Source organism: Citrobacter sp. wls714, assembly GCF_005281025.1.
Lineage (GTDB): Bacteria > Pseudomonadota > Gammaproteobacteria > Enterobacterales > Enterobacteriaceae > Citrobacter > Citrobacter werkmanii.
This window is the reverse complement of sequence record NZ_SZWZ01000028.1, coordinates 43,806-56,021: the sequence shown is the minus strand read 5'-3', so window position 1 is coordinate 56,021 and position 12,216 is coordinate 43,806. Positions and strand designations below refer to the sequence as shown.

Genomic DNA, 12,216 nt, shown 5'->3' with positions numbered 1-12,216 from the left:
AAGCATCCCGTTACGTTGTGAGTTATAGACGCTTTACGACGGAATCAGAAAAATCCACGCATTGCCTTCTTGATAAATTGATGTCAGTATCAATCAAAACAAATCATAATTTGATTTAACTTGAACCAACATGAAGGTAAATGCGATGAGTAAAGTAAAAAGCATCACGCGCGAATCATGGATTCTGAGCACATTCCCGGAGTGGGGAAGCTGGCTGAATGAAGAGATCGAACAGGAACAGGTCGCACCTGGCACCTTTGCTATGTGGTGGCTTGGCTGTACCGGAATTTGGCTAAAGTCGGAAGGCGGGACTAACGTCTGCGTCGATTTCTGGTGCGGAACAGGTAAACAAAGTCACGGTAATCCGCTGATGAAAACCGGTCACCAGATGCAACGCATGGCGGGCGTGAAGAAACTGCAGCCAAACCTGCGTACCACGCCGTTTGTGCTTGATCCGTTTGCCATTCGTCAGATCGATGCGGTGCTGGCTACGCACGATCATAACGATCACATCGACGTAAATGTCGCGGCTGCGGTCATGCAGAACTGCGCGGACGACGTGCCGTTTATTGGACCACAAACCTGTGTGGATCTGTGGGTCGGCTGGGGTGTGCCGAAAGATCGCTGCATCGTGGTAAAACCCGGAGATGTGGTTAAAGTGAAAGATATTGAAATTCACGCGCTTGATGCGTTTGATCGTACCGCGTTGATCACTCTCCCCGCCGATCAGAAAGCGGCGGGCGTGCTGCCGGACGGCATGGACGCGCGCGCCGTTAACTATCTGTTCAAAACGCCAGGCGGCACGCTGTATCACAGCGGCGACTCTCACTACTCCAACTATTATGCAAAACACGGCAACGAGCATCAGATCGACGTCGCGCTCGGATCCTATGGCGAAAACCCGCGTGGCATTACCGACAAGATGACCAGCTCCGACATGCTGCGTATGGCGGAAGCGTTGAATACAAAAGTCGTCATCCCCTTCCATCATGACATCTGGTCAAATTTCCAGGCCGACCCTCAGGAGATTCGCGTATTGTGGGAGATGAAAAAAGATCGTCTGAAGTATGGCTTTAAGCCATTTATCTGGCAGGTCGGTGGCAAATTCACCTGGCCGCTGGATAAAGATAACTTTGAATACCACTATCCACGCGGCTTTGATGATTGTTTCACGATTGAACCGGATCTACCGTTTAAATCCTTCTTGTGATCCACACCAAATGCCGGGCCTAACCCGGCATTTTTTCCCATTTACTTTAGTATTTCCAGGCTATTTCAAATATCATCTTTTCAAATCAATTTGTATCGGAATAGCTCATGACTGAAGCACAAAGACATCAAATATTGCTGGATATGCTGGCGCAGTTGGGCTTTGTTACCGTTGAGAACGTAATTGAGCGCCTGGGTATTTCACCCGCCACAGCCCGCCGGGATATCAACAAACTCGACGAAAGCGGCAAACTCAAGAAAGTTCGCAACGGCGCAGAAGCCATCACTCAGCAGCGCCCGCGCTGGACGCCAATGAATCTGCACCAGGCACAGAACCACGATGAAAAAGTTCGTATTGCCAAGGCCGCATCCCAACTGGTGAATGCGGGTGAAAGCGTGGTGATCAACTGCGGCTCGACCGCCTTCCTGCTCGGACGTGAAATGTGCGGCAAGCCAGTGCAGATCATCACTAATTATCTGCCGCTGGCGAACTATTTGATCGACCAGGAGCATGAGAGCGTGATCATCATGGGAGGGCAATACAACAAAAGCCAATCCATCACGCTTAGCCCGCAAGGTAGTGAAAATAGCCTGTATGCCGGGCACTGGATGTTCACCAGCGGCAAAGGGTTGACCGCAGATGGACTGTATAAAACCGATATGCTGACCGCGATGGCGGAGCAGAAGATGCTTAACGTGGTGGGCAAACTGGTGGTGTTGGTCGATAGCAGTAAGGTCGGTGAACGCGCGGGGATGCTGTTCAGCCGCGCCGATCAAATCGATATGCTGATTACCGGCAAAAATGCGAACCCTGAGATCCTGCAACAACTCGAAGCTCAGGGCGTGAGCATTATGCGCGTTTAAAGGTGCTGGCGGAAAAACGTCACCGTCGCAGCCAGCGCTTCTGGCGTAATGCGGTGGCGTACGCCTGCTTCCCACAGGCAGGTCAAATTATTGTCCAGACCGGCCTGAATCAGCGCCTGCTGTAAGCGGAAGGTTTCAACGGCCGGTACCACATCATCTTCCTGCCCGTGCCATAGCAGCAACGGCCTGTCGGCCAGGCGTGGCAACTGGTGCGTCACTTCCCATTCGGCCAGCGGCGCGATGAGGGCATCAAACTCAGCCTGCTGTTCTGGCGTCCGGACCAATAAAGGCGGAAAAAGCGTCTGCGCAAGCCGGGTAAAGTAGCCCGAACCCATCAGGCTGGCTACACATTTAACCTCGGGATAGCGGGCCATAATGCCCAGGGCCGTCATTCCCCCCATTGACGCCCCGCCTACGGCAAGCCGTTCATCTGACAACCAATTTTCTGCCACCAGCGCCGCACGTAACGTCGAAAACTCCTGCATGTTTTGCTGCAATATGTGCCAAAAGCGGTATATCCGCCCCTGTGCGTTACCCTTGAAGCGGGCACCATGGTCTGGCGCATCTGGCATCACTACCCGGAATCCGGCCTGAGCCAGAGCAACGGCAAAATAGCTGTAGACCAGGCTGGAAGATGTAAATCCGTGATAAAAAATAATACAGGGGAGTGAACAGTCGCGTTTGCCAGCCGGAACGGCGTGCAGAACAGGGATACCCGCCAACTGTCGTGTTTCAATTTCGATCATTTGTCGCCTCTTTCTTTCTGGTATGCCATGCAGCAATACTTAACGCAAGCGAATGTGTTCGACAATGATTCATAATGTTGAGAACTGGGTTACGCTTTCGCAACATTTTCATTCGAAAATCGCGTGAGAGATAACAATTCGGGAACATTCCCCTAAAGGGAAATTAATAAGGCACTACACTATGGCTATCAGGAAACGAGATAGAGTTATGCGTCGGTTTGCCTCTTTGTTGCTGGTTTTATTTTTAAGCGCCTGTAGCGTGCTACAGGGAACGCCGCAACCCGCACCGCCCGTTGCCGACCACCCGCAGGAGATCCGCCGTAACCAGAGTAATGGGTTACAGCGAATAGGGACGGTCAGCGCGCTGGTAAGAGGCTCACCGGATGATGCGCTGGCTGAAATCCGCGACAAAGCCGTCGCGGCAAAAGCTGATTATTATGTGGTCTTATTAGTCGATGAGACCATTGTGACTGGCCAATGGTATTCACAAGCGATTTTGTATCGTAAATAACATTGGCTTGAAATTTAGTCAGCTTTACATTGCTTTGCGCCCCTATGCGTTTACCTGTGCACAATAAACCAACAGCAGGAAGCTTGAGGTTTATTATCGCGATGGAATGCCCTGCCGTGTGTAGGGGTACGAATAATGGAGCTGACGATGAAACAATCACTAGCCTTATCCTCACTGCTGCTTTCTACCGGACTGGTAGGTACTACGGCGCAGTCTGCCGAGTTCGCCAGTGCTGACTGTGTTACCGGCCTGAACGAAATAGGGCTGATATCCGTCAGTAACATTGCAGGAAATCCGCAGGATGTAGAACGTGTCGTGGCGTTAAAAGCGGATGAACAAGGCGCCTCATGGTATCGGATCATTCAAATGTATGAAGATCAGCACCCCGATAACTGGCGCGTCCAGGCCATACTCTATGCGTAACAGATTGCCGGATGGGGTAAACTTATCCGGCCTGCTTTAACGTAGGCATTATGATAAGACGCGCCAGCGTCGCCATCAGGCATATTATTACCGTAGACCTCCCGTTGCCCGTAGCAGCAGATCATTCTGTACCTGTTCAGACAATCGTCGTCCACCACGCGTATCCAACATCATCTGACACCAGGCCTGCGCCACTGGCGGAGAGGCATAGCGCAACATTTGCGCCCCGCAACCGAGCAGGAAAAGCTGCTGCGTAATCTCCCGGCCCAATTCTTCACTGGGTTTACGCAGGTGTTGCTGCAACTGACGAACCATCCGATCGTAATGACGATCCTGCCCTTTGACCTCGGCAAAGGCTTCGCTGAGCATATCGTAGATACCGGGTTGTTTTGTCAGCACCCGCAATACATCAAGGCACATAATGTTGCCGGAGCCTTCCCAGATACTGTTTACCGGCATCTCACGGTACAGACGTGGCAGCTCACTCTCCTCGCAGTAGCCAATCCCACCCAATACTTCCATCGCCTCAGCGACAAACGGCATCCCACTTTTGCAGACAGAATATTTCGCCGCTGGCGTAAACAACCGAGCCCACAGCGCTTCTTTGGCCTCGGCGCGGCGGTCCCAGGCCCGTGCCAACCGAAACAGTAACGCGGTCTGACCTTCCAACTGGAGCGCCATTCGGCTTAAGACCTGACGCATCATCGGCTGTTCAATCAATGGCTTGCCAAATACCTGTCGTTGGTGCGCATGATAAATCGCCACGGAAAAGGCACGTCGCATCATGCTATGGCTGCCAAGCGCACAGTCAAAACGCGTCATCCCGCCCATTTTCAGGATATGGCGTATACCTTCCCCTTCATCACCCAGCAGCCAGCCAATGGCATCCTGGAACTCAACCTCACAGCTGGCATTGGAGCGATTGCCTAACTTATCTTTAAGCCGTTCAAGACGGATGGCATTACGCCGCCCATCGGGTAAAAATCGCGGTACAAAAAAGCAGGATAATCCTCCCTTTGCCTGCGCCAGCACCAAATGAGCATCACTTTGCGGCACGGAGAAAAACCACTTATGTCCCACCAACCGATACGAGCCGTCTGCGAGGCGTTCCGCCTGAGTAGTATTGCTCAGCACATCTGAGCCACCCTGTTTCTCGGTCATTCCCATGCCAATCAGCAGCCCACGCTTTTGCCCACCCGGCAGTAAATGCGAGTCATAGCGGTCGCTTAGCAGCGGCGTAAACCAGTCGTGAAATTGTGAAGGTAGCATCTGCAGTAACAGCGGCGTGGCGGCAAAGGTCATGGTCACCGGACACAAAGTGCCTGCTTCCACCTGCGCATGCAGCATGAAACGCGCCGCACGGGCAACAAATGTTCCCTGCCGCGCTTCGTCTTCCCAGGCAAGGTTATGTACACGGTTAGCGCACAGTCCCTGCATCAGCAAATGCCAGGCAGGATGGAAACGCACATCGTCCAGTCGCTGCCCCTGCGGGTCGTAACGCAACAGTTCAGGTGGAAAAGCATTGGCCAGACGGCCCAGTTCAAGCGATTCCGCGGTGCCTAGCTGCTGGCCAATACTCGCCAACAGATCGCTATCCCAGCCCGCCCCTTCGCGGATAACCGCTTCACACAGGGCGCCATCAGACAGGTATAAGTTACTGTTATTGAGCGGTACAGGTTGGTTAAAAACGGTATGCGTTTGCCAGTGCATTGTGTCTCCCTCCTTCAACGGCTGCGCCATTAAGTATGGTCAGCCAGACAAGAGAGTGCCTGGGATTCAGGTCACAAAAAAGCCATCCCGAGGGATGGCTTAAGAGACATAGAGAAGGAATTAGCCGCGCTGGCGAACAGCTTCAAACAGGCAGATGCCGGTCGCGACTGAAACGTTTAGCGACGAAACGCTCCCTGCCATCGGGATACTGATCAGTTCGTCACAATGCTCACGAGTCAGACGACGCATACCTTCGCCTTCAGCCCCCATGACCAGCGCCATACGTCCGGTCATTTTGCTCTGATAAAGAGTATGGTCGGCTTCACCAGCGGTGCCCACAATCCAGATATTCTCTTCCTGCAGCATACGCATCGTGCGCGCCAGGTTAGTTACGCGGATCAGCGGTACGCTTTCTGCTGCGCCACAGGCCACTTTTTTCGCCGTCGCATTCAACTGTGCGGAGCGATCTTTCGGTACGATAACCGCATGTACACCAGCAGCATCCGCGCTACGCAGGCATGCGCCCAGGTTATGCGGATCGGTGACACCATCAAGGATCAAAAAGAACGGCTGATCGAGCGCGGCAATCAGATCCGGCAGATCGTTCTCCTGATACTGACGACCCGGCTTCACGCGCGCAATAATCCCCTGATGTACCGCACCCTCGCTTTTCTCATCCAGGAACTGGCGGTTAGCCAGCTGAATGACAACACCCTGCGCTTCCAGGGCATGGATCAACGGCAGCAGGCGTTTATCTTCACGGCCTTTGAGAATAAAGACGTCCTGGAAGCGCTCAGGCGCACGTTCCAGCAGAGCCTGCACCGCGTGGATGCCGTAAATCATTTCACTCATGAATGTACTCGTTAATAGTTTGTGCGTAACGCCGGGCAACATGACAGTTGCCCGGCTTACAGTTTATGACTGTTATTGTGCGACGTTCTTTTTCGCCGCGCGTTTAGCTTTGGTGGCGGCAGCGATTTTAAGCGTTTTTGCCGATGGCTTTTTCGCTTTTTTATCGCCTTTCTTCTCAGCCGTTTTTTTATCCGCCTGAGGTTTGGCTCTGCCTTTCTTCTCGCCGCGGAAAGCGCTGTCCGGCTCGAAATTCACCTTTTTGCCCATCTGACGACGTTTACCGGTATTTTTACCTGCATCGCCTTTTTTGGCTTTTTCACGTGCGGTTTTGCCCTCATTGCGCGGCGCACGTTCGCTGGAGATCAAACTGAAATCGATTTTACGCTCGTCCATGTTGACCGCTTCCACGCGAACTTCCACGCGATCGCCCAGGCGATACATCTGACCGCTTGATTCACCCGTCAGGCGCTGCCCAACCTGGTCAAAGCGGTAGTAGTCGTTATCCAGGGAGGAGACATGCACCAGACCGTCGATAAACAGTTCGTCAAGACGGACAAAGAAGCCAAACCCGGTCACGCTGGCGATCACGCCTTTAAAGACGTTACCTACCTGATCCAACATGAAGTCACACTTCAGCCAGTCAGAGACGTCGCGCGTAGCTTCGTCAGCACGGCGTTCGGCCATCGAACAGTGCTGGCCCAGTTGCAGCATCTCTTCCATCGAATAATGATAACCACCGGTTTCCGTGGTGTTGCCTTTATGGCCCTGCTCCTGCGCCAACAAATATTTAATTGCACGGTGCAAAGAGAGATCCGGGTAACGACGGATCGGCGAGGTAAAGTGCGCATAAGATTGCAGCGCCAGGCCGAAGTGACCACGGTTTTCCGGATCGTAAATCGCCTGCTTCATCGAGCGCAGCAGCATAGTTTGCAGCATTTCCGCATCAGGACGGTCAGCAATCGACTCCAGCAGTTCAGCGTAATCGCGCGGCTCAGGTTTGTTGCCGCCAGGCAGTTCCAGACCCAGTTCAGCCAGTACGGAACGGAAGGAGGTAATCGCTTCGGTCGTCGGCTTATCGTGAATACGGAACAACGCTGGCTCTTTGGCTTTCTCAACGAATCGCGCCGCTGAGATATTCGCCATGATCATGCACTCTTCAATCAGTTTGTGCGCGTCGTTACGTTGCGTCTGCTCAATACGTTCGATACGACGTTCAGCGTTGAAGATAAACTTCGCTTCTTCACTTTCAAATGAGATACCGCCGCGCTCTTCACGGGCTTTATCCAGCACTTTGTAGAGATTATGCAGCTCTTCAATGTGTTTCACTAACGGCGCGTACTGCTCGCGCAATTCCTGATCGCCTTGCAGCATGTGCCAGACTTTGGTGTAGGTCAGACGCGCATGGGAGCTCATTACCGCTTCGTAGAATTTAAAGCCGGTTAACCGACCTTTCGACGAAATGGTCATTTCGCACACCATACACAGACGGTCTACCTGCGGGTTCAGCGAACACAATCCGTTAGACAGCACTTCCGGCAGCATCGGGACAACCTGCGACGGGAAGTAGACAGACGTGCCACGGCTGCGCGCTTCCTGATCCAGCGGAGTCGGCGGACGAACGTAATAGCTTACGTCAGCAATCGCCACCCATAAACGCCAGCCACCGCCGCGTTTCTTCTCGCAGTAAACCGCATCGTCGAAGTCACGCGCATCTTCGCCATCAATAGTGACCAGCGGGAGATCGCGTAGATCGACACGTCCAACTTTCGCTTCTTCCGGCACTTCTTCTTTCAGTCCGGCGACCTGTTTTTCGACTGCCTGTGGCCAGATATACGGGATTTCGTGGGTACGCAGGGCCATATCAACAGCCATGCTGGTGCCCATGTTGTCGCCCAATACTTCAACGATTTTACCCACCGCTTTAGTGCGACGAGTTGGACGCTGGGTCAGCTCAACCACGACCACAAAGCCCATACGAGCACCCATCACCTGTTCCGGCGGAATAAGGATATCGAAGCTCAGGCGGCTGTCGTCCGGGACGACAAACCCGACCCCAGCGTCGGTGAAGTAGCGGCCGACAATCTGGCTGGTTTTCGGCACCAGTACGCGCACAATACGCGCTTCGCGACGTCCTTTACGGTCCGCGCCCAGCGGCTGCGCCAGCACCTGATCGCCATGAATGCAGGTTTTCATCTGCTCGCTGGACAGGTACAGGTCATCTTTGCGGCCTTCGACGCGCAGAAAGCCGTAGCCATCACGGTGGCCAATAACGGTACCTTTCAGCAGGTCAAGACGTTCCGGCAGCGCGTAGCACTGACGACGAGTGAAGACCAGTTGCCCGTCACGCTCCATCGCGCGCAGGCGACGACGCAGCGCTTCTTGCTGTTCTTCACCTTCAATGTTGAGTTCAGCGGCCAGCTCATCGCGGTTGGCCGGTTTTTCACGTTTAGTTAAATGTTCGAGGATAAATTCCCGGCTCGGGATAGGGTTCGCGTATTTTTCAGCTTCGCGTTCCTGGAAAGGATCTTGTGACATCTCGGTTCCTCCGTTGTCATCTCTGATGAAGATTTTCGTCACTCCACCAGCAATAATTTATAAAGCGGTTGATTTTGTTCAACCAAATCAGCAAGTGTGTAGTTGTCCAGTTCCGTGAGAAAACTTTGCACTGCTTTAGAAAGCGCCTGTTTGAGTCGGCAGGCAGGGGTTATGTGGCAAAACTCGCTGCTACAGTTGACCAGCGATAAGGGTTCCAGCTCGCGAACCACATCACCAATACAAATATCCTTAGCGGGTTTACCCAGGCGGATACCGCCATTTTTTCCTCGAATAGCAGTAACAAAGCCCGCCCGGCTAAGTTGATTGATTATTTTGACCATATGATTACGGGACACGCCGTAGACTTCTGTCACCTCAGAAATACTGGTCATACGTCCTTCGGGAAGTGACGCCATGTAGATTAGCGCACGTAATCCGTAATCGGTGAAACTTGTTAACTGCACATCAACCTCAGGAAAAGGGATAAAACGGATAAACCTGGTGGTATTAATTATATTGATGATAAACCAGCCACCAGCCAGGTCGCTAATTTATTTCAGTTCGGGAAGGAAAAAAGCGAGGAACTTACGTGATTTTAAGCCGGATTCTGATGCAAAACGCCTCATCCGGCCTAAGATAGTGCAAGCGCAGCGCCATCCGACGCTACGCCATAACCAGAATTATGCGTCGAACGGGTCGCGCAGGATCATGGTTTCAGTACGGTCTGGGCCAGTTGAGATAATATCAATCGGCACACCGGTCAGTTCTTCAATACGCTTGATGTAGTTCAGTGCTGCCTGCGGCAGACCGCTACGTTCCTTCACGCCAAAGGTGGATTCAGACCAGCCTGGCATGGTTTCGTAAATCGGCTCGATACCTTTCCAGTCGTCAGCCGCCAGCGGAGTCGTTGTAACTTCACGGCCATCCGGCATACGGTAAGCGACACAGATTTTCACCTCTTTCAAACCGTCCAGCACGTCCAGTTTGGTCAGGCAGAAGCCAGACAGGGAGTTAATCTGTACTGCACGACGTACGGCAACGGAGTCCAGCCAACCGGTACGACGACGACGGCCAGTGGTTGCGCCATACTCGTTACCTTGTTTGCACAGGAACTCACCAACGTCATCAAACAGCTCAGTCGGGAACGGACCTGCGCCGACACGAGTAGAGTAAGCTTTGATGATGCCCAGAACGTAATCCACATAACGTGGACCCAGGCCGGAGCCGGTCGCCACGCCACCCGCAGTGGTGTTGGAGGAGGTTACGTACGGATAGGTACCGTGATCGATATCCAGCAGCGTACCCTGCGCGCCTTCGAACATGACGAAATCGCCACGCTTACGCGCCTGGTCCAGCAGATCGGAAACATCAACAACCATAGAGGTCAGGATGTCGGCAATCGCCATCACATCATCCAGCACTTTCTGGTAGTCAACGGCTTCGACTTTATAGAAATTCACCAACTGGAAGTTGTGATATTCCATCACTTCTTTCAGTTTTTCAGCGAAGGTTGCTTTATCAAACAGATCGCCAACGCGCAGACCGCGACGAGCCACTTTGTCTTCATAAGCCGGACCGATACCACGACCGGTAGTACCGATCGCTTTCTCGCCACGCGCTTTCTCACGAGCGTTATCCAACGCAACGTGATAATCAAGGATCAGCGGACACGCTTCAGACAGCAGCAGGCGCTCGCGAACCGGGATACCACGATCTTCCAGCCCTTTCATTTCTTTCATCAGCGCGGACGGAGACAGTACAACACCGTTACCGATGATGCTGATGACATTCTCGCGAAGAATACCTGATGGAATAAGATGGAGGACGGTTTTTTCACCGTTGATTACGAGAGTATGGCCTGCGTTGTGACCACCCTGGTAGCGCACAACATATTTAGCCCGTTCAGTCAGAAGATCGACGATCTTCCCTTTACCTTCGTCACCCCATTGGGTGCCCAGTACGACGACGTTGTTACCCATTTTTCAAAATCACCGTTTGCTTAAAAATGGATTCTACCACCGCTTTTTCAGATATACAGCACTTTTTGCATGCTAAAATCCGCAAATTAGGCTACTTATTGATCAGCCAATCGTTTTCCTCAACATGTAGTAGACCACAACGCCCGCGACCACAAGACCTCCACCAAAACGACGCAAAGTATTTTCGGGAAGTTGCGCCATCGCGGAGATCATTTTCTTCCATGCGCTGGGATAAAGCATAGGACCCAGGCCTTCCAGCACCAAAACCAGCGCGAGCGCCAGTAAGATTGTTGAATTCATTCATCGACCTTATATAAAAAGAAAACCACCGCATCCCTGGGGACGCCGGTGGTTTTGCTGGTTTAAAACCGCTGAAACTATTTTAGCGTGTCGCGGTATTCGGTGTCTTCATGTAGCGGAAGAAATCGCTGTCCGGGCTCATGACCATCACGTCCTGGTTACCTTCGAAGCTCTTCTCGTAAGCGCGCAGGCTACGGATGAAAGCGTAGAAGTCAGGATCCTGGCTGAACGCATCGGCAAACAGTTTAGCTGCTTCCGCATCGCCTTCACCACGCATGATGCGGCCCTGACGTTCAGCTTCTGCCAGCGTTTTCGTTACTTCATAATCCGCCGTTGCACGCAGTTTTTCCGCTTCTTCCTGACCTTGTGAACGATGGCGACGAGCTACCGCTTCACGCTCAGCGCGCATACGGTTGTAGATGGCCTCAGACACTTCAGCAGGCAGGTTGATTTGCTTAATACGCACGTCAACCACTTCAATGCCCAATGCCGCCATACTGTTCGGGTTGATGACCGGTACTTTACCGTTCGTTTCAGCCTGAACACGTTCAGCCGCTTCGGCAATCGCGCTATCCGCCGCCGGTGTCGCGACTTCATCTTCCGTGCCAGCAGAACCGGAGTTCAGCGCGTCACGGACTTCCAGAGTCAGGCGACCACGGGAATCGGTAACGATGTCTTTCACGTCGAGACGACCAATTTCAGAACGCAGACGGTCAGAGAACTTACGTTTCAGCAGAACTTCCGCCTGAGAAACGTCGCCACCGCCCGTTGCCAGGTAGTAACGGCTAAAGTCACTGATGCGCCACTTGATATAGGAGTCAACGATTAGGTCTTTCTTCTCTTTGGTGACAAAGCGATCGGCCTGGTTGTCCATGGTTTGGATACGCGCATCCAGCATTTTCACGGATTCAATAAACGGAATCTTGAAGTGCAGGCCTGGTGCAACGACCAACGGCTTGTTGTCATCGTCACGCAGAACTTTACCAAAGCGCAGCGTAATACCGCGCTCGCCTTCTTTGACCACAAAGACAGACATGAACAGAACTACCAGAACGATGATGATAATCGCAATAACTGACTTACGCAT

General features: G+C 52.7%; 12 protein-coding genes. 4 read left to right on the top strand and 8 right to left on the bottom strand.

The window, feature by feature from the left end:
- Positions 1-145: 145 nt before the first annotated feature.
- Together ulaG and ulaR are read left to right on the top strand one after the other, a co-directional pair.
- A complete protein-coding gene (ulaG, locus tag FDX11_RS05225; protein WP_038636551.1) occupies positions 146-1,210 on the top strand; it encodes an L-ascorbate 6-phosphate lactonase in 1,065 nt (354 codons plus the stop codon).
- A 107-nt stretch (positions 1,211-1,317) separates the two neighbouring features.
- Positions 1,318-2,073: an HTH-type transcriptional regulator UlaR gene (ulaR, locus tag FDX11_RS05220; protein ID WP_042312798.1), complete on the top strand. Its 756-nt coding sequence runs from the start codon at positions 1,318-1,320 to the stop codon at positions 2,071-2,073.
- On the opposite strand, the gene yjfP is transcribed toward ulaR, so the two are convergent.
- The gene (gene yjfP, locus FDX11_RS05215; RefSeq protein WP_137397585.1) at positions 2,070-2,819 is read right to left on the bottom strand and encodes an esterase; all 750 of its coding nucleotides are present in this window, start codon (positions 2,817-2,819) and stop codon (positions 2,070-2,072) included. The two genes, ulaR and yjfP, sit on opposite strands and share 4 nt — an antisense overlap.
- 181 nt (positions 2,820-3,000) lie before the next feature.
- Between yjfP and bsmA the strand changes: the two genes are divergently transcribed.
- Both bsmA and yjfN read left to right on the top strand, forming a co-directional pair.
- Entirely contained in the window at positions 3,001-3,330 is a 330-nt protein-coding gene (bsmA, locus tag FDX11_RS05210; protein WP_038636544.1) for a biofilm peroxide resistance protein BsmA, read from the top strand.
- A gap of 147 nt (positions 3,331-3,477) precedes the next feature.
- The gene (gene yjfN, locus FDX11_RS05205) at positions 3,478-3,753 is read left to right on the top strand and encodes a DUF1471 family protease activator YjfN (RefSeq protein WP_077223936.1); all 276 of its coding nucleotides are present in this window, start codon (positions 3,478-3,480) and stop codon (positions 3,751-3,753) included.
- Positions 3,754-3,840: 87 nt separating this feature from the next.
- Here the strand turns inward: yjfN and FDX11_RS05200 are convergent, their stop codons facing one another.
- From FDX11_RS05200 to hflC, 7 genes are all read right to left on the bottom strand, one after another.
- Entirely contained in the window at positions 3,841-5,463 is a 1,623-nt protein-coding gene (locus FDX11_RS05200; RefSeq protein WP_137397584.1) for an isovaleryl-CoA dehydrogenase, read from the bottom strand.
- Positions 5,464-5,583: 120 nt separating this feature from the next.
- Entirely contained in the window at positions 5,584-6,315 is a 732-nt protein-coding gene (gene rlmB, locus FDX11_RS05195; RefSeq protein WP_038636534.1) for a 23S rRNA (guanosine(2251)-2'-O)-methyltransferase RlmB, read from the bottom strand.
- 72 nt (positions 6,316-6,387) lie between these two features.
- A complete protein-coding gene (gene rnr / locus FDX11_RS05190; protein ID WP_137397583.1) occupies positions 6,388-8,850 on the bottom strand; it encodes a ribonuclease R in 2,463 nt (820 codons plus the stop codon).
- A gap of 38 nt (positions 8,851-8,888) precedes the next feature.
- Positions 8,889-9,314 carry a nitric oxide-sensing transcriptional repressor NsrR gene (gene nsrR / locus FDX11_RS05185; protein WP_137365027.1) on the bottom strand — a complete coding sequence of 142 codons (426 nt, stop codon included), beginning with the start codon at positions 9,312-9,314 and terminating at the stop codon, positions 8,889-8,891.
- A gap of 216 nt (positions 9,315-9,530) precedes the next feature.
- Positions 9,531-10,829, bottom strand: coding sequence for an adenylosuccinate synthase (gene purA, locus FDX11_RS05180; RefSeq protein WP_003025606.1), 1,299 nt, complete (start codon positions 10,827-10,829; stop codon positions 9,531-9,533).
- Between the two features lie 102 nt (positions 10,830-10,931).
- On the bottom strand, positions 10,932-11,129 hold the full coding sequence (locus FDX11_RS05175; protein ID WP_042312802.1) for a DUF2065 family protein: 198 nt from the start codon (positions 11,127-11,129) through the stop codon (positions 10,932-10,934).
- A gap of 82 nt (positions 11,130-11,211) precedes the next feature.
- Positions 11,212-12,216, bottom strand: coding sequence for a protease modulator HflC (gene hflC, locus FDX11_RS05170; RefSeq protein ID WP_042312803.1), 1,005 nt, complete (start codon positions 12,214-12,216; stop codon positions 11,212-11,214).